Source organism: Pantoea sp. JZ2 (assembly GCF_035191405.1).
Classification (GTDB): domain Bacteria; phylum Pseudomonadota; class Gammaproteobacteria; order Enterobacterales; family Enterobacteriaceae; genus Pantoea; species Pantoea stewartii.
Genome location: NZ_CP045247.1, coordinates 1,602,189 through 1,624,946, shown reverse-complemented (window position 1 = coordinate 1,624,946; position 22,758 = coordinate 1,602,189). Strand labels below are relative to the sequence as shown.

Genomic DNA, 22,758 nt, shown 5'->3' with positions numbered 1-22,758 from the left:
AAAAAATGGATATCTGGTCTTTTCTCATGCAGGGTTTTGCCGTTGCCATGACACCGCAAAACCTGCTGATTGCCTTAACTGGCTGCTTTATCGGAACGATTGTTGGCCTGCTGCCCGGTCTGGGTCCGATCAACGGCTGGCCATTCTGATGCCGCTGGCCTTTGCGCTGCACCTGCCTGCGGAGTCTGCCCTGATTTTACTGGCAACGGTGTATCTGGGCTGCGAATACGGCGGACGCATCTCGTCGATACTGCTCAATGTGCCCGGCGACGCTGGCGCGATTATGACCGCGCTGGATGGCTACCCCATGGCACAGCAGGGAAAAGCGGGCGTAGCGCTGTCTGTCTCTGCCGTGAGTTCGTTTGTCGGCTCCACCATTGCGATTATCGGCATCATCCTGTTCGCCCCGCTGCTGGCGCGCTGGTCGCTGGCGTTTGGCCCGGCGGAGTATTTTGCGCTGATGGTGTTTGCCATTGCCTGCCTGGGCAGCATGATGAGCCAGAATCCGCTCAAGTCATTTCTGTCCGCCCTGATTGGCTTAAGCATGGCGACCGTCGGCGTGGATGCCAACACCGGCGTTTATCGCTTTACCTTTGACAGCGTTCACCTCTCCGACGGCATTCAGTTTGTCGTGGTGGTCATTGGCCTGTTCTCGGTGAGCGAAATTTTGCTGATGCTGGAATCCACCCATACGGGACAAAAGGTGGTGCGCGCCAGTGGCCGCATGATGTTCAACATGAAAGAAGCCGCCCAGTCGACCGGGGCGACGCTGCGATCATCGTTTATTGGTTTCTTTGTCGGTGTCTTGCCCGGTGCCGGTGCCACCATCGCCAGCGCAATCGCCTACATGACAGAGAAAAAAATCAGCGGCAGCGACCAGTTTGGTAAGGGCGATATTCGTGGTGTCGCTGCGCCGGAAGCCGCCAACAACGCTTCGGCGTGCGGATCGTTTATTCCGATGCTGACGCTGGGCATTCCGGGCTCTGGCACCACCGCGGTGATGGTCGGCGCGTTGACGTTATATAACATCACGCCCGGTCCGGCGATGTTTACCGAACAGCCGGATATCGTCTGGGGGCTCATTGCGGCGCTGTTAATTGGCAACGTGATGCTGCTGATTATGAACATCCCGATGATCAACGTGTTCGCGCGTATGCTGACCATTCCGCTGTGGTTTCTGGTACCGGCCATTGCCGCCATTTCTGCGGTTGGCGTTTACGCCGTACACAGCACCACCTTTGACCTGCTGTTGATGGTCGGGCTTGGTGTTTTTGGCTATATCCTGCGAAAAATGGACTTCCCGATGTCACCGCTGATCTTAGGTTTCGTGTTGGGCGAAATGCTGGAGCAGAACCTGCGCCGTGCGCTGTCTATCAGCAATGGTGAAATGGCGATTTTGTGGGAGAGCCCGATTGCCAAAGTGCTGCTGATCCTGGCCGTGGCGGTATTGATTGTTCCGTTTGTATGGAAACGTCTGCGCCGTAAAGCCACGCCTGCGCATCAGTAAGTAAATCTTTGGTTGAAACACATCAGCCCCGTGGATTTCCAGGGGGCTTTTGTTATCATAGCGTATTCTGTTTCCGGCGCACCCCACGCTAGTCTGTTTTCCAAGGAATCCGCCATGCAACCTGTCAGCGGCCCCGGTGTGCCGGTCGGCGATCGTTCATCTGTTAATCCCCAAACTGACACTTCACGTCCGGGCAGCGTTGCCGGTGAACAACCGCTATCGCCTGCCCAGCGTACGACGCTTGAGCGTTTGATTGTGCGCATCATGTCCCTCAGCACGTTAAAAGCGCCGGAGCTCTGGGCTGGGCTGCGCCATGAAGTGGGTGTGAAGAGTGAAGCGGAACTGCAGTCGCGCCACTTCCCGGCTGCCGAGCAGTTTCTCAACGCCCGCCTGGCGCAGGTGCAAAATGGCCATGCCACACGTCAGCTGATGACGCAACTGACCGAATTGCTGCCGAAAGGAAACAATCGTCAGGCTGTCAGTGATTTTATCCGTCAGCAGTTTGGTCAGACGGTGCTGAGTGCCCTGACGCAGGACCAGCTGCGTCAGGTGTTAACCATGCTGCAAAATGGTCAGATGGCAATCCCCCAGCCGCAACAGAGTCGCACCAGCGATCGCTCTCTGCTGCCCGCCGAACACCAGGCGCTGAATCAGCAGATCGTCCGCCTGGCGGCCGCCACCGGCGAATCCAGCGGCAAAATCTGGACGGCGGCGCTGAAGCTGGTGAACCTGACCAGTGGCGATCCGATTCCTTCACGCCATTACCCGTTACTGACTCAGTATCTCCAGGTGCGTCAGACGCTGAGCCAGCACAGCGCGCCAACGCTGCAGCTGATTGAAAGCTCACTGAAACATCCTCTGGACAAGCGTGAGCAGCAGATGCTGGAGGATTACAGCCAGCAACGGTTCCAGGCTACCCCGCAAACGGTGTTGACGCCGACCCAGACGCAGGACCTGCTTAACTTCCTGTTTTCACGGCGCGCAGAGCGAGCCCATGAGCAGGCGCTGGCCGACAGTGAGTTGAATCCGCACCCCATCTGGGCACCGATTTCCGCCTCGCTGCCGCCCGCGCTGAAACCGCTGGCTGAGCGCCCCTTACTGGCCGCGGTCGTCGGGCTGATCGTACTGGCCTTTCTGCTCTGGCTGGTGCTGTAAGTCAGCAACCACAGGATGCCGCAGCCGTTGTCTGCGGCCATTCGCCCGCCTCATCGCCCCATGCCATGGGGTGACCATCCCGCTTCCAGAAATCCAGCCCCCCAGTCAGCTCTTTCACCTGAAAGCCCAACAAGGCTAACTGATGCGCCGCTTTGGTTGAGCCATTGCAGCCAATCCCATCGCAGTAGGTGACGTACACTTTATTGCGATCCAGGCGGGCCGTGCTGGCTTCGTTCATTTCCCGGTGTGGGAAAGAGATCGCGCCACAGATATGACCGCCGCGATATGCCTCTGCCTGGCGCGCATCCACGACCACAATCCCCTGAACCTGACGGGAAAGATCCTCAGCCAGATCCCAGGCATCGGTGTAATACGCCAGTTTAGCCTGCAGATACGCCACGCTTTGCGACGGTGAGGCGGGAGGGAAACGTAAAACGGATGACATCGGCATTTCTCCTGTTGTGTGATGACGGCAGTGTACGGCAAAGTGGATGCCTGACTAAGACCCATCTGAACCTGTTGATAAGACCATTATGTCGTCACCGCTTCTGCAACTGTTTCATCATCAGACCACGGGCGGTCTGCGTGACCGCCTGTGCGCCACGCTGCGTCAGTGGATAGAAACCGCGCACCTTCAGGCCGGACAGAAACTGCCCTCTACACGTCAGCTGGCCACGGATTTAACGCTGTCACGCGTGACGGTGGAAGCGGCTTACGCCCAGCTCGAAAGCGAGGGTTATCTGCGGCGGGAAACAGGCCGGGGCAGTTTTGTTGCCATCACTCTCCCTGACAAAGCTCCCCGCATTCGCGCCAGCCGCATGGCCCGGTTGTCACGACGCGGCCAGCAGGTCCTGGCGACAGGCGGCTGCCAGGACGCGCCGTTTCCCTGTGCGTTTGCAGCGGGTTCTCCGGAGTTGCGGGCGTTTCCTCATGCGGTCTGGCGGCGGTTAACCGCACGTATCCAGCACAGCGAAGGCCAGAGCGTGATGGGCTATGGCGATCCGTCAGGCTATATGCCACTGCGCCACGCGCTGGCTGATTACCTTGCGTTGTCGCGCGGCATTCACTGCCAGCCTGAGCAGGTCGTGATTCTGACCAGCTCGCAGCAGGCCCTTCAGCTACTGGCGCTGATGCTGGTCGACCCTGGCGATAACGTGTGGATGGAGGAGCCGGGTTATGCGGGCGCACGCAACGCCTTTCTGGCTGCGGGTGCCCGCGTGAGCGGAATAAGTGTGGATGGCCAGGGCGCCGTCCCTCAGCCTGGCGCGGCAAAGCTGATGTACCTGACGCCCTCCCATCAGTATCCGACAGGTGTTGCCTTGAGTCTGCCACGTCGTCTCGCCTGGCTCGACTGGGCTCGCCGCAACGGTAGCTGGCTCATCGAAGACGATTATGACAGTGAGTTTCACTATGATGAGCGCCCCGCTCCCGCGCTGCACGCACTCGACAGGGATCAGCGGGTGATAACCTTAGGCACGTTTTCAAAATCCCTGTTCCCGTCCCTGCGCCTGGCATGGATGGTCGTGCCCGAGGCGCTGGTGGAACCCTCGGGTCGCGTACGCAGCATTCTGGATGGTCACAGCGCCCTGCTTCCCCAGGCGGTGACCGCCGCGTTTATGCAGCAGGGGCACTTCGCCAGTCATCTGCGCCTGATGCGTCAGCTTTACCAGAGCCGTCGCGATCGCTTACTGGAACAGATTGAACAGCGTCTGACGCCGTGGCTCACCCCCTTTCCCTGTCCGGGCGGACTGCAACTGGCTGTTAACCTGTTACAGGGGGATGAAGGCGCTTTGACCGTACAGGCGGCAAACGCGGGCTTACTGTTACCCCGGCTCAGCCCGCTGTATAGCGAAAAAACAAACCGGCAAGGCTGGCTATTAGGTTTTGCGGCGCTCACGCCGGATGAAATTGTGGCGGGATGTGACAGTCTGGTCAGGCTGCTGTCACGCAGCGCATCCCGTCAACGTGACTAATGGACCGAAACAAAAAAGGCCGGCAATCGCCGACCTTTTGGATGTGTGTGCGTCATGCTGCGCGCAACATGACGCTTCGCCACACTTATGCCTGGTATTTACGCATGGTCAGGGTGGCGTTGGTGCCGCCGAAACCAAAGCTGTTAGACATCACGGTGGTAAGGGCTTTTTCCGTCGGCTCTGTCACGATGTTCATGCCTTCTGCCGCGGCGTCCAGCGAGCTGATGTTAATGCTTGGGGCGATAAAGCCGTGCTCCAGCATCAGCAGTGAGTAAATCGCTTCCTGCACACCCGCCGCTCCTAAGGAGTGGCCGGTCATGGCTTTGGTCGCAGAGATGTACGGTGTGTTTTCGCCAAACACTTCACGAATAGCACCCAGCTCTTTGACATCGCCCACTGGCGTAGAGGTACCATGGCTGTTCAGATAGTCGATTGGCGTGTCCACGCCCTGCATCGCCATCTTCATGCAGCGTACAGCGCCTTCACCTGACGGTGCGACCATATCAGCACCATCAGAGGTGGCACCGTAGCCCACGATTTCAGCATAGATGTGCGCGCCACGAGCCAGCGCATGTTCCAGCTCTTCCACCACGACCATACCGCCGCCGCCTGCGATAACGAAGCCGTCGCGCTCGTTGTCATAGGTACGTGACGCTTTTTCTGGCGTGTCGTTGTAACGGGTCGACAGGGCGCCCATCGCATCGAACTCACAGGCCATTTCCCAGCACAGCTCTTCGCCGCCGCCGGCAAAAACGATATCCTGCTTGCCCAGTTGAATCTGCTCAACCGCGTTACCAATACAGTGTGCAGAGGTCGCACAGGCTGAACTGATAGAGTAGTTTACGCCGTGGATTTTAAACGGTGTGGCCAGGCAGGCAGAAACACCGGATGCCATCGCCTTGGTCACCACATAAGGGCCAACGGCTTTCAGGCCGCGTGGGCTGCGCATCGCATCCGCGCCAAAAACCTGAAAACGTGGAGAACCGCCGCCGGAACCTGCAATCAAACCTACGCGAGGGTTGTTCTGGTAGGCTTCGTTGCTCAGGCCAGAATCTTTGATAGCTTCTTCCATTGACAGGTAAGCATAGATGGACGCATCACTCATGAACCGCACAATTTTGCGATCAATGAGGCCGGTGGTATCGAGTTTAACGTTACCCCAGACGTGACTACGCATGCCGGAATCTTTCATCTCCTGGGAAAAAGTGATGCCTGAGCGGCCTTCACGCAGAGATGCCAGCACCTCTTGCTGGTTATTACCAATACTGGAAACGATCCCTAAGCCAGTAATCACAGCACGTTTCATTCAATCTTCCTCAACACTTCTGTTATTTGACGAGCACTCTAGCTTACACTTGTACGCCGAACAAGTCCGATCAGCCAATTCCTTTGTAAATTTGCGTCATCTTCCCCCGGCCGATAAACTCCTGCCATTCCCTGAAAAATGAGCCTTTACTGTGAAACTGTCTCCGGTTGAACATGCCCAACTGAGCTGGAATGAACAGGGTACACCTGTTTCCCGAGCCTTCGGCGACGTCTACTTTTCCAACGACAATGGTCTGGAAGAGACGCGCTACGTGTTTCTGGGTGGCAATGATTTCCCCCAACGATTTCACCACCATCCACGCGACCTGCTGATTGTGGCCGAGAGCGGCTTCGGCACTGGCCTTAACTTTCTTACGCTCTGGCAGGCGTTTGACCAGTTCCAGCGTCATCATCCCGATGCGGCGCTGAAGCGACTGCATTTCATCAGCTTTGAAAAATTTCCGTTGACCCAGGCCGATCTGATGGCGGCCCATCAGCACTGGCCTGAACTTGCGCCCTGGGCCGACCAACTCCAGCGTCAGTGGCCATTGGCCCTGCCCGGCTGCCAGCGGCTGTTATTCGATGCCGGCCGCATCACGCTGGATCTGTGGTTAGGCGATATTAATGCGCTAATTAATAATTTTGATGACAGTCTGCATCGTCAGGTCGACGCGTGGTTTTTAGATGGCTTTGCGCCGTCGAAAAATCCCGATATGTGGACGCCGGAACTGTTTCAGTCGATGGCGGCGCTGGCCCGGCCAGGGGGCACATTTGCCACCTTTACGGCCGCCGGTTTCGTACGTCGTGGCTTGCAGGAAGCGGGCTTTGCGGTCACGCGCCGTAAAGGATTTGGTCCAAAACGGGAAATGCTGTGCGGCTCGCTTGAACAGGCACCAGCACAGTACCCGCGCCAACCCTGGTATGCCCGGCCTGCGCCGTCTGAAAAAGAGGTCGCTCTGGTGGGCGGCGGTATCGCCAGTGCGACGCTGGCCCTGGCTTTACTGCGCCGCGGCTGGCGCGTTACGCTGTATTGCGCCGACGAAGCCCCCGCGCTGGGCGCATCCAGCAATCGTCAGGGCGCACTATACCCTTTGCTTAATCAGCACGATCCGGCGCTTGCCACCTTTTTCCCCGCCGCCTTCACGTTTGCCCGTCGCCTGTATGACGCGCTGGATCTGCCGTTCGAACACGACTGGAGCGGCGTCCTGCAGCTCGGCTGGGACGATAAAAGTGCCAGCAAGATTGAACAGATGCTGGCGATGGGATTACCTGAAGAAATTGCCCATGGCGTGACGCAACAGGAAGCCGAGGCGCTGGCGAAGGTTGCGCTGCACTGCGGCGGCATCTATTACCCGATGGGCGGCTGGTTAGCCCCGGCCGAACTGACCTCTTCCCTGCTGTCCAGGGGCGAGCAACTGGGATTGCGTGTACACTGGCTGCATCGCGTCACCGCGCTCAGTCAGAATGCGCAGGGCTGGACGTTAACCTTTAGCGAGCAGCCCGATGTGCATCACGCTGCCGTGGTGTTGGCGAACGGCCATCACCTCACCGACCTGCCCCAGACCGACGCGCTGCCCGTGTATCCGGTGGCCGGTCAGGTCAGCCATGTTCCCGTATCGCCTGCGCTGTCGGCGCTCAGGACGGTGCTCTGCTACGATGGCTATCTCACGCCCGCCAGTCCCCAGTTTGCGACGCACTGTATCGGGGCCAGCTATCACCGGGGCGAGACCTCCACCGCCTTTCGTGAAGCGGATCAGCAGGATAATCACCGCCGCCTGCAGCATTGCCTGCCGCACAGCGACTGGGTTAATGCGGTGGATGTCAGTCAGAACGCAGCGCGCAGCGGCGTACGTTGTGCCACGCGGGATCACTTACCGATGGTTGGCTGTGTGCCGGATTACGCAGCGACGCTTGCGCTTTATGCCGATCTGGCGCAGCAGAATGCCCGCGGAGCGGCGATCCCAGCGGCGCCGTACTTTCCCGGCCTTTATCTGTTCGGCGCACTTGGCTCGCGCGGGCTGTGCAGCGCACCGCTGGCGGCAGAAGTCCTGGCGGCACAGCTGAGCGGCGAACCTCAGCCGCTGGATGCCAGCACGCTGGCGGCGCTGAATCCTAATCGTTACTGGGTCAGAAAGCTGCTGAAGGGCAAAAAAGCGGGGAAATAGCACCAGGGCGGCATGCCGCCCTGCTCACTCAGGCAGTCTGCTGACGCGCCTGTAAAAACAGATTATCCCACATGCCAATGACCAGCGCCTGATCCCGTGGCGATAACTCTCCGGCGGCAATGGCATTTTGCAGGCTGCGGGTGACCTGAATCTGCAGCGCCTGCGGCGTGTGGTCATCCAGTTGCTCCACTTCCGCGACTGCCAGGGTTAAATGGCCACGCAGATAACCGCTGGCAAACAGCTCATCGTCACTGGCGTGCTCAACCATATCGTCAATCAGGGCCAGAATACGCGCTTCAAATTCTGCGATCATCTCAATTCCTCTGTTAAATAATCCCTTCTGCATTACACATCTTCCGGCCATGGAAACTGTGATGCGGTCAGAGAAGGCCTGCCATAAAATTCAGCCAGGGCTGAAATAAAGCGTGCGGGACGGGCAGGAATGCCCGACGCCAGGTAGCTCATGACCTGGGCATGAACTTTACGCTGAAAAGCAATGCGATCGGGCTCACAATCGCCATCGAGATTGTCACAACTGACATTGAAGGGAAAGCCTGCGGCAACGCAAAACATCCACTCCAGGGCCTGCGGCTTCACCTCAACCGATTCAAACTGGCTTTGCGTTTGCGCATCCCGCCCGTCCGGGCAATACCAGTAGCCAAAATCGACTAACTTGCGCCGGGCTTCACCGGCAATGCACCAGTGCGAAATTTCATGCAGCGCACTCGCGTAAAAACCATGGGCGAACACCACCCGGTTCCATGGTGATTCGCTGTCTGCAGGAAGATAAATCGGTTCATCATCGCCTTTAATTAGACGGGTCTGAAAGTCTTCGCTAAAGCAGCGGTCAAACAGCGTAATGAGCTGCGGGTAGTCATGTGTTGTCATTCAATATTCACGTAAAGTATTACAGATTCAGCGCCGCCAGCCAGGCCAGAACCTCACTGCCGTGGCTGTCCCAGAGCAATTTCATGCTCATGACCGCCGAAACGATCACCACCATCGGACGAATCAGCTTTTGCCCACGCGCCAGAACCAGCCTTGCGCCCAGTCGTGCGCCACAGACCGCGCCCAGCATCATGATCAGGCCGGTGCCCCACACCACTTTCCCGCCAAAGATAAAGAACAGCAGGCTGCCAAAATTTGAGGTGAAGTTAAGCAGTTTGGCATGCGCAGTCGCTTTCGCCAGGTTAAAGCCACACAGCGTCACAAAGCCCAGCGCATAAAACGAGCCAGCTCCCGGGCCAAAAAAACCATCATAAAAACCGATACAGCCACCGCCGATAAGGGCAAAAGGCAGCCCCCTGAGACGATGCACCCGGTCTTCCTCGCCAATGCGCGGCATTAACAAAAACCACATACCGATAGCGATCAGCAGCAGCGGCAGGATTTGCCGCAGGAAATCGGCCTGAAGATGCTGAATCAGCACCGCGCCGCCCACCGCGCCCAGAAAGGTCATGGCGATATTCAGCCGTTGCTCACGCAACGTAATGGCTCCCCGCCGTACAAAATACAGGCTGGCAGAGAAAGAGCCGCCGACCGACTGGAGTTTGTTGGTCGCCAGCGCCTGCGCCGGCGACAGCCCGGCCGCCAGAAGAGAAGGAAGCGTGAGCAGGCCACCGCCGCCCGCAATCGAATCAATAAATCCAGCCAGTAGCGCAATAAAAAATAGCAGGACAACCGCCAGCGGGCTGGCAATGAACCACTCCATGGGAACCCTTACAGTAAATGTTTATCCAGCAGCGCCTGACAGGCAGGCGGCAGCGGCGGGGGTTCACGCTTCACAGGCGCAGAACCCGGCTGCTTTGGCAGGAACCAGCTCTGCAACTCTGCCCCGCAGCCATCCCCGGGAGGCGGGGGAGCCTGCTCCTCACAATCCGGGCTGCCCTGTGGACAGCGCAAACGGACGTGCATATGGGCGCGGTGCGCGAACCAGGGCCGTACTTTATGTAACCAGCTTCGATCTGTACCCGCATCCGCGCAAAGCTGCTTTTTAATCGCCGGATTGACGAAGATGCGCGTGACATCTTCATCTTTCGCCGCCAGTTTAATCAGACTGGCGATTTCAGGCTGCCAGTGACGCGCAACGACGTTCCTGCCATCGGCGGCCACCAGATCCAGCGGCTGAGGTTTCAGTAACTGCTGTGCGCTCCAGCGGGTTTTCGGCAGTTGTAGCCAGATATCCACGTCGAGTCCGGTCTGGTGGCTGGCATGGCCGCTGCTGAAGCGTCCGCCGGCAGCCATGCCCATATCGCCAATCAGCACGTTGCCCAGTTGCAGATTGTGCGCCTGCATGGCCAGGCGCTGGATAAACAGAATCAGGTCGGGATGACCGAAATAGCGGCGCTGATCCTGACGCATGACCTGATAATCCGGTGAGTTAAGCGGCAGAGTCTGCGCGCCGACAATACAGCCGTTGGCAAAGCCGCCAATCGCATTCGGTGCACCCGCGACAGGGCGCTGAATACGCTGCCATGGCGTCGCCGCCAGGCTTGCCGCGCTGAGTAACAGCGCGCTGAGCATCAGCATCACTTTCATCAGGTTACCAACGTGGCACGGTGGAGTTGACATCGCCACACTGCGCACGCTGGCGCAGCAGATGGTCCATCAGCACAATTGCCATCATGGCTTCGGCAATCGGCACCGCACGAATGCCCACGCAGGGATCGTGACGGCCTTTCGTGATCATCTCCACTTCTTCCCCGTCACGGGTGATGGTTTTGCCTGGCACGGTAATGCTGGAGGTCGGCTTCATCGCCAGATTGGCGCTGATGGTCTGACCGCTGCTGATACCGCCGAGAATGCCGCCTGCGTGGTTACTCTGAAAACCGTTAGCCCGAATTTCATCGCGATGCTGACTGCCGCGCTGATTCACCACGGCAAAGCCGTCGCCAATTTCAACGCCCTTCACGGCGTTAATGCTCATCAGCGCATGCGCGAGATCCGCATCCAGGCGATCAAAGACCGGTTCGCCCAGGCCCGGCGGAACATTTTCCGCCATGACCGTGACTTTGGCACCGACAGAATCGCCCTCTTTTTTCAGCGCGCGCATCAGTTCATCCAGCGCCTCAAGCTTATCGGCGTCCGGGCAGAAGAACGGATTCTCTTCAACGATGGTCCAGTCTTTAAGTTCACAGGCCACGTCGCCGATCTGCGCCAGATAGCCCCGCACCACGATCCCGTGCTGCATGTGCAGGTATTTTTTGGCGATGGCGCCCGCCGCCACGCGCATCGCCGTCTCACGTGCCGATGAACGGCCACCGCCGCGATAGTCGCGCGTACCGTATTTTTGTTCGTAGGTGTAATCCGCATGGCCGGGTCGGAACAGATCTTTAATGGCGCCGTAATCCTGCGAACGTTGATCGGTGTTCTCAATCAGCAAGCCAATCGAGGTCCCTGTGGTGACACCTTCAAACACACCTGACAGAATTTTGACCTGATCCGGTTCACGGCGCTGCGTCGTATAACGCGAAGTGCCCGGACGGCGGCGGTCCAGATCGTGCTGGATATCGGCTTCGGTCAACGGAATGCCGGGCGGCACGCCATCAACAATACATCCCAGAGCAATGCCGTGAGATTCGCCAAAGGTGGTGACGCGAAAGAACTGTCCGATGCTGTTTCCGGCCATTGAGATTCCTTGTTACGGTTTGGCGGGCGAACGCTCGCCCCTCTTTTTAGTCTTTATAGAATGAGAAATGGTGCTGTGCATCAACGATTTGCTGACGGGTGAGCATAAAGACACCGTCACCACCGTTGTTAAACTCCAGCCAGGTGAAAGGCACATCGGGATACTGCTCCATCATGTGCACCATACTGTTGCCGACTTCGCAAATCAGCACGCCGTTTTCGCTCAGGTAACCCGGCGCACAGGCCAGAATACGGCGGACCAGCTTCAGGCCATCGCTTCCGGCCGCCAGACCCAGCTCAGGCTCATGGTGATATTCGCCCGGCAGATCGTCCATATCTTCGGCATCCACATAGGGCGGATTGGTCACGATCAGATCGTATTGCACAGGCGGCAATTCGCGGAACAGATCGGCGCGAATCGGCGTGACATGGTGGATCAAACCATGCTCTTCGATATTTTGTTCCGCCACTGCCAGCGCATCGTGGGAGATATCCACCGCGTCAACTTCGGCGTCCGGGAAGGCGTAAGCACAGGCGATGGCAATACAGCCGCTTCCGGTGCACATGTCCAGAATATGACGCGGCTTTTCAGGAATTAAGCCGGCAAAACGGTTTTCAATCAGCTCCCCAATCGGCGAACGGGGAACCAGAACGCGTTCATCGACATAGAATTCATGGCCGCAGAACCAGGCTTTATTAGTCAGATAGGCAACCGGGATGCGTTCGTTAACGCGACGAATGACGCGTTCGACAATGCGATGACGTTCACTGGCGGTCAGGCGGGCATTGCGCATGTCTTCCGGAATATCAAGCGGTAACCAAAGCGTGGGCAGAACCAGCTGGACGGCTTCGTCCCAGGGATTATCTGTGCCGTGTCCGTACCAGATGCCAGCCGCGGTAAAGCGGCTGACCGACCAGCGCAGCATATCCTGAATGGTGTGCAGTTCGTTCACTGCCTCATCGACGAAAATTTTGTCCACATAGCCCTCCGCAGGCCTTTAACTAAATCGGCCGATAGTTTGCCACGAAGCCGAGCAGAATTCAGCGCAGCAAGGTGAAAAAGCTGACAATTAATGACAGTAAACGGTAAGGTAATGGCTTCTGCTGTTAATCAGCCACCTCATACATGATTCACGACCCATGCGTAAAAAACCGACCCTGAGCCAGGATGATCAAGCGCTGTTCCGTCAGTTAATGACCGGCACGCGAGAACTGAAACAAGATACTATCGTGCATAAGCCGGTGGTCAAAACCCGCGACGTGCCGGTTAAACGCCTGCTGTCTGAGCAAGCGGACAACAGCCATTATTTTTCCGATGAGTTCCAGCCGCTGCTGTCCACAGAAGGGGCGACGCGCTATGTCCGTGCGGACGTAAGCCATTTCGAGCTGAAAAAGCTGCGTCGGGGCGATTACACGCCAGAAATTTTTCTCGATCTGCATGGACTCACACAAATGCAGGCTAAACAGGAACTGGGCGCGTTGATTGCCGCCTGCCGTCGCGAACACCTTTTTTGTGCCAGCGTGATGACCGGACATGGTAAACATATTTTAAAGCAACAAACGCCGCTGTGGCTGGCCCAGCATCCCTGGGTAATGGCGTTTCATCAGGCACCCAAAATGTTTGGTGGCGACGCCGCGCTGCTGGTCCTGATTGAAGTCGAAGAGTGGCAACCGCCAGAGCTGCCTTGATATTCCTGCCCTGAGACGTCTTTTCCACCCCGCCGTTTCGCCCCGTTTCTTCCCCCCCTTTGCCGGGGGAAACCGGTTTAACCGACGCCCGCTTTCTTTCACTTTTGCGCCTGTTTTTGGTCCTCTGTTCTGCCCGTTTTTGTTCAGACTGACGCAGACTATTTGCTTATGTAATTATTTATACTGAATACAATTTACTCGCTGCCGATAACGTCTAAGCATTTAGGCACATTACGTTTGATTATTTCGGCACATTGACCAAGGGAACTTTTTGAATGAGCGGGTTAAGTCATTTTTTTGAGAATTTGAAAGTGGGCAAAAAGCTGATGCTCGGTTTTGGACTGATTTTACTTTTGAGTCTGGCCGTAGCGATATGCGGGATTAAAAATCTGAACGACATCAGCGTCCGGGCCGAAAAGCTCAGGGAGCTGAAAAGCGTTAATGACCGGTTTTCACAGGCCAAAGATGCCCGACTGCAGTTCGTGAAAACGCATGATGAAAAATTCATCGACGTTAACGAAAATCTGCTGAAAGAGGTGGATCAGAATCTGAAAAACCTGGGCGTTTTTCACTGGGATGACAGTCAGCAGGCGATGATTACGGCGATGCCGTCCGCTATTGCCACTTACCGGCAGAAACGCGCCGATACGGTACAGGCTGTCCGTAACGGGGCACAGGCGCTTCAGAACCTGTCCGTGGCGGATGAGATGCGGGATATCAGCCAACTGGCCGCAAGCAACAGCAGTGACCCGCAGACGAGCGCGGCGTTACAGGAAATCAATAAACACCTGGGCGGCGTGGCGGTACGTGTCAAACTCTTTGGCCTTGAGCACAAAGAAGAAGATCGCAACGCCCTGAGCAACTTCCTGTCGGAAACCGTGCAGCTGATGGCTCAGGTCAAACCGCGCCTTAACGCCGCAGACAGTGCTGCGCTTGAAAAAGTCAGCGCACAGCTTGAGACCAAACAGGGCGATATCAATGCGCTGATGGCGTCGGTGGCGGCAGGTGACGCAGCCACTGTGCAACTGGCGGCTGCGGGCAAAATCCTGACCGACATGAGCAACGCCTTGTTTACCCAACAGTTAGATGCGACCAATCACGACGCGAATCAGGCCGTCTGGCTGATGACGGTGATTATCATCGCCGCTATCGTAGCAGGCATTCTTATCGCCCTGTTTATTACCCGCCAGTTGACGCGTCCTCTCGCTGAACTGCTGCACGTCGCTAATCAGATGGCGCGTGGCAACCTCAGCACCGTGCTGAAATCGTCCCGTCGGGATGAGCTGGGCGAACTGATGCATGCAGTCGGTGAAATGAGCGATGAGCTGCGTCGCATTATCAGCGGTATCCGCAGTGGCGTGACCAGCGTCAGTCAGGCTTCAGCGGAGATTGCCTCCGGCAATAATGATCTGTCAGCCCGCACAGAAAGCCAGGCCGCCGCCCTTGCGCAGACCGCAGCCAGCATGGAGCAACTGACCGCAACGGTTAAGGAGAACGCAGACAACATTCATCATTCCAGTCGACTGGCGCAGCAAACCTTCGACACCGCCAGCCGCGGTGGGCAGCTGGTTACGGATGTGGTCAGCACCATGAATGAGATCACCACCAGCTCTGGCAAAATCTCAGAAATCACCTCCGTGATAAACAGTATCGCGTTTCAGACTAATATCCTGGCACTCAATGCCGCCGTAGAAGCGGCACGGGCCGGAGAACAAGGTCGGGGCTTTGCCGTGGTAGCCAGCGAAGTGCGTAATCTGGCACAACGCAGTGCGCAGGCGGCGAAGGAGATTGAAGCGCTGATTCATGATTCTGTGGCGCGTATTAATGCCGGTTCGCAACTGGTGAGTCAGACGGGGAACACCATGGGGGAGATCGTCAACTCGGTCAGTAACGTGACGGATCTGTTGAACGAAATTTCTCATGCGTCGGAAGAGCAGAATCGCGGCATTGCGCAGGTAGGCGTCGCGATTGTTGAGATGGATAACGTGACGCAGCAGAACGCCGCGCTGGTGGAGCAGTCGTCCGCTGCCGCCAGTGCGCTGCACGATCAGGCGCAAACGCTGGCAGGATCGGTGTCGCGTTTTGTGATTGCGTAACGTGTGGAAAGAAAACGGGTGAAGTGAGTCAAACGTTTTCAGTGTCGGGCCAGAGGATGGCCCGACAGCGTTTACATCGCTTTTGCCAGTTTTTTAGGACTGACCTGCCAGAGCAGCTTGCCCTGGCTTTCCGCCGGGTCAAAATCCACGCAGGCAATGGCCGAAGTAGCGAACATCGGTGGCGTTTCCTGAGGGCACAGCTCCGACACCAGATAACCGACCAGCGGCAGGTGAGAGATCACCAGCACCGATTTTACCCCTTCGTTTGCCAGCGTCTGCAAATAGCAGCCCACCAGCCCCGGATCGCCGCCAGGCGTTAACTCCGGCAGGATATCCGCCCCGTCTGGTAAGGGCAGCGCCTCACGAACTGTCGCGAGCGTTTGTTGCGCACGCAGATAAGGGCTGACCAGGACACGTTCAATGTCAACAGCCTGATCTTTTAACCAGTTCGCCATCTGGCGTGATTCATCACATCCACAAAGCGTTAAGGGCCGGACTGAATCACTGGCAGCGTCGAGCGCCGCATCGCCGTGACGCATGATAAAAACTTGCATAAAGCACCGCTGTTGTTTGTCGACATCGCCTGACACCTTCGCGTCAGGCGCTTCATTCTGCGAATGAACGTCGTGTTTTACCCTAATGGCTTCAGTATAGTCAACCGGTTGTTTATTAAATAAGCACCTGCCCGATTACGGCGTCGCATCATGATGGTGCGACACACGACTAACCCCCTGAATCAGGATGGATATTCATATTTATGAAGAAGTGTAAAACTTTGTCTGCTGTTGCGCTGCCCGCTGCAATCTTTCACAGGGTGCAAAGCGGTCACCATATTGCTGCTCAAGCCGCGTTAATCTGTTGACGATTTCCCCAGCACCAAGGCGATCAATATAGTGAAATGGCCCACCCAGAAACGGGGGAAAACCAATACCAAACACCGCACCAATATCACCGTCACGGGGCGAGCGGATAACCTGCTCATCCAGACAGCGCACCGCCTCATTTAACATCATCATCACGCAGCGCTCTGCGATGTGTGCCCCACTCTGCACGCTTGCGGGTTTAATCTGCAATACGTCGTACACGGTGGGATCCGGCTTTTTACGTTGCAAACGTGACGATCCATACAGATAGAACCCTTTATGATTTTTTCGCCCTTTGCGTCCGTCGTTGATCACAGCCGCCAGAGCAGGCGGTGCCGCAAACCGTTCACCGTAAGCCTGCTGCAACCCGGGCGAGATTTTACTGCCGACATCAATGCCCACCTCATCCAGCAGTTGAACCGGCCCAACCGGAAAGCCAAACGTCACCAGTGCGCGGTCAATATGTTCAACAGGTTCGCCCTCCAGCAGACAGCGCATCGCTTCGTTGATGTAGGGCGTCAGAATACGGTTGACGTAAAAGCCCGGTCTGTCAGCGACCACAATCGGCGTTTTGCCCTGTTTACGTGCCAGCGTGACGGTGCTGGCGAGCGTTTCAGGCGAGGTCGCCGCATGCGGGATAACTTCAACCAGCGGCATTTTCTCCACCGGACTGAAGTAGTGCAGGCCAATAATATTCTCAGGACGCGCGGCCTTCGCCGCAATGTCGGCAATCGGGAGGGAAGAGGTATTGGACGCAAAAATCGTCTGGGGCTGACAGTGCGTTTCCACCTCTGCCACCATTTGCTGTTTCAGCGCCAGATCTTCAAACACCGCCTCGATGACGATGTCACGTTGGGTAAACCCCTGATAGCCGGTACCGCCGCTGATGCGCGCCATCTGCTGCTGGCGCTGCGCCGGGGTGAGCTGACGACGCTGCACTTTTTTACTCAGCAGCGCCCAACTGGTCTGAAGCGCATGATTAATGCCGTTCAGGCTGATGTCTTTGATGCGCACGGGCAGACCGGCATGAATTGCGCTGACGCAGGCAATGCCGCCGCCCATCAACCCGCCGCCCAGCACACCGACACGTTCGACTGGCCGGGGCTGCGCCTCAGTTCCGTTCTCTTTTTTCAGCGCGGTGGAGGCAAAAAACAGGCTGCGTAGCGCCGCCGATTCCGGCGTCATGGCCAGCTCGCCAAAGGCGCGCGCCTCGGCGGCATAACCTGCCTGACTGCTTTGCTCAAGCCCAATGCGTACCACATCGATGATACGTTGCGCGGCCGGATAGTTCCCCTGGGTTTTGCGTTCCGTTTCCCGCCTGACCAGCGCAAACAAGGCCTGGCGGGCGATCGGCCCCTGCAGCAGACGGTCGCGCAGCGGAAGCGGTGCGCGGCGGCGTTTGCCTTTTTTAACGCTTTCGATAGCGGTATCCAGCAGGATCGCCTGCGGCACCGCGTCATCGACAATCCCCAGCTTCTTCGCCTGTTTCGCGCGCAGGCTTTTCCCCGCCAGGATGAGAGGTAAAGCCTTTTGCACGCCAATCAGATGCGGCAGACGCTGCGTGCCACCCGAACCGGGCAGTAATCCCAGTTGCACTTCCGGCAGTCCCAAACGGGTTTTATCATCCAGCGTACAGATGCGTGAATGACAGGCCAGCGCCAGCTCAAGACCGCCGCCTAAGCAGGCCCCGTGAATGGCGGCCACCACGGGAAACGGTAAGGCGGCAATCGCGGCCATTACCTCCTGCCCTTGCCTTGCCAGAGCTTCGGCTTCATCCGCACGCTGACAGCGATCAATCATGCTGATATCGGCACCTGCTACAAAGTTGTCAGGCTTGCCGGAAATCAGTACCAGCCCGAGCAGCTGCGGATGCTGGCGTGCCTCGCTAATCAGGCTGGCAATCTGGACCGCAAATTCCGCCTTCAGCGTATTCATTTTTTCATTGGGCACATCAATGGTGATCACGCCAACATGATCGTCCCGCATCTGCAAAGTAAACGCGCGCTGTTCCATTATTCGGCCTCCAGAACCATGGCTGCACCTAATCCTCCGGCGGCACAGGCCGTGACCAGTCCCAGCCCGCCTCCGCGCCGACGCAATTCATTTAAGGTCTGCGTGATCATGCGCGCGCCGGTCGCCGCAAAAGGATGACCATAGGCGATGGAGCCGCCCAGGACGTTAAAACGTGCATCGTCGATTTCACCCAGCGCGTGCGAGCGGTTTAATACCTCGCGGGCAAAACGTTCGTCACGAAACAGCTTGATATTACTCAAGGTCTGCGCCGCGAACGCTTCATGCATATCAATAAGCGTCAGATCAGCCAGCGTGATGCCAGCACGATCAAGCGCCAGCGGCGAGGCGTAAGCGGGCCCAAGCAGCATGTCCTGCCAGACATCAATGGCGGTAAAGGCGTAGCTGCGCAGATAGCCCAGCGGCTGTAATCCCAGCGCTTTGGCCTGGCCTTCACGCATCAATATCACCGCCGCCGCCCCGTCCGTTAACGGCGTGCTGTTGGCTGCCGTTACCGTGCCGTGCTGGCGATCAAACGCCGGACGTAAACGGGCATAGTCAGCCGCTTTCGCATCCATTCGCACGTTATTATCCTGGTCTATGGGGGCCTTGAAGGGCGGGACGAAGGCGGCCATGACTTCCTGATTCAGCACGCCCGACTGCCAGGCCTGCGCTGCGCGCAGATGCGAACGCAGAGCCAGCGCATCCTGTTCTTCCCGGCTGATGCCGTGCGTTTTCGCCATCTGTTCTGCGGTATCGCCCATGCGTAATCCTGTGGAGTATTCGGCCACGGCAGGCGGCACCGGTAACAGATCGCCGGGACGCAGGCGGCGCAGAATCTGAAACTTTTGGGAAAGGCTTTTTGCTTTGTTCATATCCACCAGCGCACGAGCCAGCGTTTTACTGACGCCAATCGGCAGGACGGAAGAGGAATCCGCGCCGCCCGCAATACCGACCGAAATCGTGCCTGCCAGCAGGCTTTCCGTGACGTTAGCCACCGCCTGGAAGCTGGTCGCACAGGCTCGGCTGACGCTGTACGCATCGGTACTGACGCTGAGGCCACTGCTCAGCACAATTTCCCGCGCGATGTTGGGAGCCTCTGGCATCTGCACCACCTGACCAAACACCAGTTGCTCAATCATCCCGACCGGTAACTCACTCCGGGCCACCATTTCACTGACCACCATCCGGCCCAACTCTACGGCGGGAATGCCATGAAATCCTGCCGCCTGACGGAGAAAAGGCGTACGTAATCCATGAGTGATAGCGATGCGCTCGCCCGTACGCGTCAACAGTGACTGCGCTTTGCTCATTGTATCCACCTGTGCATCGTGACCGGGGCATCATTGCCAAAAGAGGTCTGACCTGATCCACAGTGTTAACCACAAGCGGCTACGCCGCCAACATCAGGAAGAGAAAAGTGAGATGAGAAACACGAAAATGACAAACGCCGCCGGGCAGCGGCGTTAAGCGGTTCAGCGTAAACCTAACTGAAAAATCAGGGTTTCTGCCTGACAGCTAAAAGTAAAAGCAACATCAAGCCGCACGCCGCCCGTCTCTTCTGTGAATCGCGCATCTATGACACAGGGATCGGACTCGACCTGACGCGCCCTTTCGCTCAGTTCAGCCAGTTTGCTGTCGGCTTCCGCACGCTGGCCAAACCACGCTGACCAACTGGCGGTACAATCGGTGTTGTCCATTACGGTACCGACATCCACACAACAGCATGCCGCCGTTTCGGTCGCGCGACATTTTTTCAGAGCATCCGTCATGGTAATCTCCTGGTTTCACAACTAAAGGGAAAAGCCTTCGCTGCGAAAAATTCTACGCTTTGGATTTCTCCCCCGCTATGCACGCGACGCTAAGTGACGAATATCACAATATAATTTGATCTGAATCAGTTTTGCGCCTGCTGCCTGCCTCGTTTCCCGCAGAGAAGTGTTAAGCAGATCGAATTTTCATCTATCAAATTGGAAATAATTTAAAAACAATATTGCAACATGTGTACAGGTCGGACCTATACTCTCCGCACTGGTCTGATATGTCCGACCGTCATCAGTCCATACAATCCGCCGTTCCTTGTTACACGACGTCACAACGTTAAATAATAATTCACATGAGGTTGTGGTCATGAACCATAAAAACCTGTTCGCAAAGTCAGCCGTGGCAGCTGCGGTAGCGCTTATTTCCTCTAACGTTTACGCAGCCGGATTTCAGTTAAATGAATTTTCTTCCATTGGTTTAGGTCGTGCTTATTCAGGCGAAGGCGCAATGGGTGATACGGCGGCCTCAGCCAGCCGTAACCCGGCGACCATGGCGCTGATGGATCGCCCTGAATTTTCACTCGGTGCGGTTTATATCGATCCTCAAGTGGATATCAGCGGCCAGAGTCCAACAGGACGTAGCCTGGATGCGAAAAACATCGCGCCTAATCAGTGGGTCCCTGATCTGCACTATGTCCAGCCGATTAATGACCAATGGTGGGTAGGGGCCTCTGCCACCTCAAACTACGGTCTGGCGACAGAATTTAATAACGGTTATACCGCAGGCGGATTCGGCGGTAAAACAGACCTGACGACCGTGAATCTTAACCTCAGCACCGCCTACCGCCTGAATGAACACTTCAGCTTTGGTGTGGGTTTTGATGCCGTTTATGCTAAAGCGAAAATTGAGCGTTATGCCGGAGAGTCGTTCTCCGCGCTGGGCATTCCTGCGGATACCCAAATTACCCGACTAAAGGGGAACGAATGGGGTTATGGCTGGAACGCCGGTGTACTTTATGAGGTTGATGATAATAACCGTTTTGGTTTCACCTACCGCTCTGAGGTGAAAGTTGACTTTGATGGGGATTACAAAAGTAATCTTCCTGCGGCCATCAACGCATTTAACATTCCCGGCGCACCTTTTGGCACAAGCGGAAACACGATTCCGGGTTCATTAACCCTGAATCTGCCAGAAATGTGGGAAGTTTCAGGCTGGCATAAAGTCGCGCCACAATGGGCCGTTCACTATAGCCTGGCCTATACCAGCTGGAGCCAGTTCCAGGAGCTGAAAGCGACCGGTTCGAATGGTCAGACGCTGTTCTATAAAGATGAAGGCTTCCATGATGCCTACCGTATCGCCCTGGGTACCACTTACCAGTACGATAAAAACTGGACCTTCCGCAGCGGTATCGCCTTTGATGACAGCCCGGTTCCGGCTGACAAGCGTTCCATCTCCATCCCGGATCAGGATCGCTTGTGGCTGAGTGCGGGTGCCTCCTATGCATTTAATGACGATGCCTCCGTCGATGTCGGCGTCTCTTATATGCATGGTCAGAAAGTTACCATTCAGGAAGGCAATTACACCTTTAATTCCAGTGGTAAAGCCTGGCTGTACGGCGCGAGCTTCAACTACAAATTCTGATATGTTGACCGCATAAAAAAGCGACACACTGTGTCGCTTTTTTTTTGCTCCGCCTGGCGAGCCCTGACAGAACATTCGTATAAATCACTTCAGCCTGAAGCCGCCCTTTTCCGGGCGGCCTCACATTACTGAGAATCGATATCTTTGAGATCGTCCTGAATTGCCGCTGCGTTCGGATTATCTTCGGGCTTCAGCTTGCCACCACGCGCCAGGAAGTCATAGCGCTCAAAATAGGCGTTACGCATAAAGGCGTAAGGATCGCGCTGCTGTTTCAGGATGGCATCGGAGTCCAGCAGTTGCGCACGGGTTTCCACCCCTTCAAGTGCCCATTTACCCACGGACATCGGCCAGGTCAACCAGCCCAGCACCGGATAAAGCGTATCCACATAATCGCCGCCGTCCTGACGCACCGTAAAGCTGCCATAGCCAGGCAACTGCACATAAGGACCGTAGCCCACGCCATAGTGCCCCAGCGTGGTACCGAAGCGTTGCGGCCCCTGGCGCGCCAGCTCAGGGTTCGCTTTGCCTGCAACGTCGATAAAGCCGCCCAGGCCCAGCACGGTATTCAGGAAGAAACGCGTGAAGTGAATACCGGCATTGCGCGGCTCACCGACCAGAATAGCGTTCACCATACTGGCGGGTTCGCTCAGGTTGCCCAGGAAGTTGCTCAGGCCAGCACGTGCCGGGACGGGCACATAGTCGCGCCAGGCCACAGCCACCGGACGCACCACGTACGGGTCCAGCACATTGTAGTTAAAGTTAAACATTGTGCGGTTAAAGCCTTCAAACGGATCGCTACGCCCGGCTGGCGCATCGGTCTCCGGCTTTGAACTGGCACAACCCACCAGAAGCACACTGGCCAAGGCCAGGCTGGTCAGGCGGTGATCCATTTTTTTCTCCCTGTGCATATAAGTGATGTATACCCTGCCGCCTTTCTCGGGTAGATCAGCGCGTTAAGCAAGC

At 56.8% G+C, this 22,758-nt stretch carries 19 protein-coding genes and 1 pseudogene; 7 read left to right on the top strand and 13 right to left on the bottom strand.

Annotation, left to right across the window (positions count from 1 at the left end):
* The first annotated feature begins 5 nt into the window (after positions 1-5).
* Positions 6-1,507: pseudogene (locus GC087_RS08115) on the top strand (tripartite tricarboxylate transporter permease).
* A gap of 114 nt (positions 1,508-1,621) precedes the next feature.
* The gene (flk, locus tag GC087_RS08110) at positions 1,622-2,662 is read left to right on the top strand and encodes a flagella biosynthesis regulator Flk (RefSeq protein WP_033740689.1); all 1,041 of its coding nucleotides are present in this window, start codon (positions 1,622-1,624) and stop codon (positions 2,660-2,662) included.
* 1 nt (position 2,663) lies between these two features.
* Here the strand turns inward: flk and GC087_RS08105 are convergent, their stop codons facing one another.
* Positions 2,664-3,107 (bottom strand): rhodanese-like domain-containing protein, encoded by a 444-nt coding sequence (locus tag GC087_RS08105; RefSeq protein ID WP_006120072.1) that lies wholly within the window; start codon positions 3,105-3,107, stop codon positions 2,664-2,666.
* A gap of 88 nt (positions 3,108-3,195) precedes the next feature.
* Here GC087_RS08105 and GC087_RS08100 point away from each other — a divergent pair, with 88 nt between their 5' ends.
* Positions 3,196-4,635, top strand: a complete 1,440-nt coding sequence (locus tag GC087_RS08100) for a MocR-like pyridoxine biosynthesis transcription factor PdxR (RefSeq protein WP_054687422.1) — start codon at positions 3,196-3,198, stop codon at positions 4,633-4,635.
* An 85-nt stretch (positions 4,636-4,720) separates the two neighbouring features.
* On the opposite strand, the gene fabB is transcribed toward GC087_RS08100, so the two are convergent.
* On the bottom strand, positions 4,721-5,941 hold the full coding sequence (gene fabB / locus GC087_RS08095) for a beta-ketoacyl-ACP synthase I (protein ID WP_324030254.1): 1,221 nt from the start codon (positions 5,939-5,941) through the stop codon (positions 4,721-4,723).
* Between the two features lie 151 nt (positions 5,942-6,092).
* Here fabB and mnmC point away from each other — a divergent pair, with 151 nt between their 5' ends.
* Entirely contained in the window at positions 6,093-8,105 is a 2,013-nt protein-coding gene (mnmC, locus tag GC087_RS08090; RefSeq protein ID WP_324030253.1) for a bifunctional tRNA (5-methylaminomethyl-2-thiouridine)(34)-methyltransferase MnmC2/FAD-dependent 5-carboxymethylaminomethyl-2-thiouridine(34) oxidoreductase MnmC1, read from the top strand.
* A gap of 28 nt (positions 8,106-8,133) precedes the next feature.
* On the opposite strand, the gene GC087_RS08085 is transcribed toward mnmC, so the two are convergent.
* Genes GC087_RS08085 through prmB form a run of 6 tightly spaced genes read right to left on the bottom strand, consistent with a single transcriptional unit; the run spans position 8,134 to position 12,712 of the window.
* A complete protein-coding gene (locus tag GC087_RS08085; RefSeq protein WP_006120077.1) occupies positions 8,134-8,418 on the bottom strand; it encodes a YfcL family protein in 285 nt (94 codons plus the stop codon).
* A 32-nt stretch (positions 8,419-8,450) separates the two neighbouring features.
* Complete coding sequence (locus tag GC087_RS08080; RefSeq protein WP_039339723.1) at positions 8,451-8,993, bottom strand: elongation factor P hydroxylase; 543 nt, start codon at positions 8,991-8,993, stop codon at positions 8,451-8,453.
* Between the two features lie 19 nt (positions 8,994-9,012).
* Positions 9,013-9,816 carry a sulfite exporter TauE/SafE family protein gene (locus GC087_RS08075; protein ID WP_006120080.1) on the bottom strand — a complete coding sequence of 268 codons (804 nt, stop codon included), beginning with the start codon at positions 9,814-9,816 and terminating at the stop codon, positions 9,013-9,015.
* An 8-nt stretch (positions 9,817-9,824) separates the two neighbouring features.
* On the bottom strand, positions 9,825-10,643 hold the full coding sequence (gene mepA / locus GC087_RS08070; protein ID WP_324030604.1) for a penicillin-insensitive murein endopeptidase: 819 nt from the start codon (positions 10,641-10,643) through the stop codon (positions 9,825-9,827).
* Positions 10,644-10,647: 4 nt separating this feature from the next.
* Positions 10,648-11,733 carry a chorismate synthase gene (gene aroC / locus GC087_RS08065; protein WP_033740703.1) on the bottom strand — a complete coding sequence of 362 codons (1,086 nt, stop codon included), beginning with the start codon at positions 11,731-11,733 and terminating at the stop codon, positions 10,648-10,650.
* 46 nt (positions 11,734-11,779) lie between these two features.
* The gene (prmB, locus tag GC087_RS08060; protein ID WP_006120083.1) at positions 11,780-12,712 is read right to left on the bottom strand and encodes a 50S ribosomal protein L3 N(5)-glutamine methyltransferase; all 933 of its coding nucleotides are present in this window, start codon (positions 12,710-12,712) and stop codon (positions 11,780-11,782) included.
* 160 nt (positions 12,713-12,872) lie between these two features.
* On the opposite strand from prmB, the gene smrB reads away from it, so the two are divergent.
* Complete coding sequence (gene smrB, locus GC087_RS08055; RefSeq protein WP_039339724.1) at positions 12,873-13,421, top strand: endonuclease SmrB; 549 nt, start codon at positions 12,873-12,875, stop codon at positions 13,419-13,421.
* A 275-nt stretch (positions 13,422-13,696) separates the two neighbouring features.
* Complete coding sequence (locus GC087_RS08050; protein WP_324030252.1) at positions 13,697-15,517, top strand: methyl-accepting chemotaxis protein; 1,821 nt, start codon at positions 13,697-13,699, stop codon at positions 15,515-15,517.
* A 71-nt stretch (positions 15,518-15,588) separates the two neighbouring features.
* Here the strand turns inward: GC087_RS08050 and sixA are convergent, their stop codons facing one another.
* The 4 genes from sixA to GC087_RS08030 all read right to left on the bottom strand — a co-directional run bounded on the left by sixA (position 15,589) and on the right by GC087_RS08030 (position 20,162).
* Positions 15,589-16,071: a phosphohistidine phosphatase SixA gene (gene sixA, locus GC087_RS08045; protein WP_006120087.1), complete on the bottom strand. Its 483-nt coding sequence runs from the start codon at positions 16,069-16,071 to the stop codon at positions 15,589-15,591.
* A gap of 201 nt (positions 16,072-16,272) precedes the next feature.
* Complete coding sequence (fadJ, locus tag GC087_RS08040) at positions 16,273-18,393, bottom strand: fatty acid oxidation complex subunit alpha FadJ (RefSeq protein WP_324030250.1); 2,121 nt, start codon at positions 18,391-18,393, stop codon at positions 16,273-16,275.
* Complete coding sequence (fadI, locus tag GC087_RS08035) at positions 18,393-19,703, bottom strand: acetyl-CoA C-acyltransferase FadI (protein ID WP_283786078.1); 1,311 nt, start codon at positions 19,701-19,703, stop codon at positions 18,393-18,395. Before fadI ends, fadJ begins: the two co-directional genes overlap by 1 nt.
* A 162-nt stretch (positions 19,704-19,865) precedes the next feature.
* Complete coding sequence (locus tag GC087_RS08030) at positions 19,866-20,162, bottom strand: YfcZ/YiiS family protein (protein ID WP_006120091.1); 297 nt, start codon at positions 20,160-20,162, stop codon at positions 19,866-19,868.
* Between the two features lie 358 nt (positions 20,163-20,520).
* Here GC087_RS08030 and fadL point away from each other — a divergent pair, with 358 nt between their 5' ends.
* Complete coding sequence (gene fadL, locus GC087_RS08025) at positions 20,521-21,795, top strand: long-chain fatty acid transporter FadL (protein WP_033740714.1); 1,275 nt, start codon at positions 20,521-20,523, stop codon at positions 21,793-21,795.
* Between the two features lie 125 nt (positions 21,796-21,920).
* On the opposite strand, the gene mlaA is transcribed toward fadL, so the two are convergent.
* Positions 21,921-22,685 (bottom strand): phospholipid-binding lipoprotein MlaA, encoded by a 765-nt coding sequence (gene mlaA, locus GC087_RS08020; protein ID WP_033740717.1) that lies wholly within the window; start codon positions 22,683-22,685, stop codon positions 21,921-21,923.
* Between the last annotated feature and the right edge of the window lie 73 nt (positions 22,686-22,758).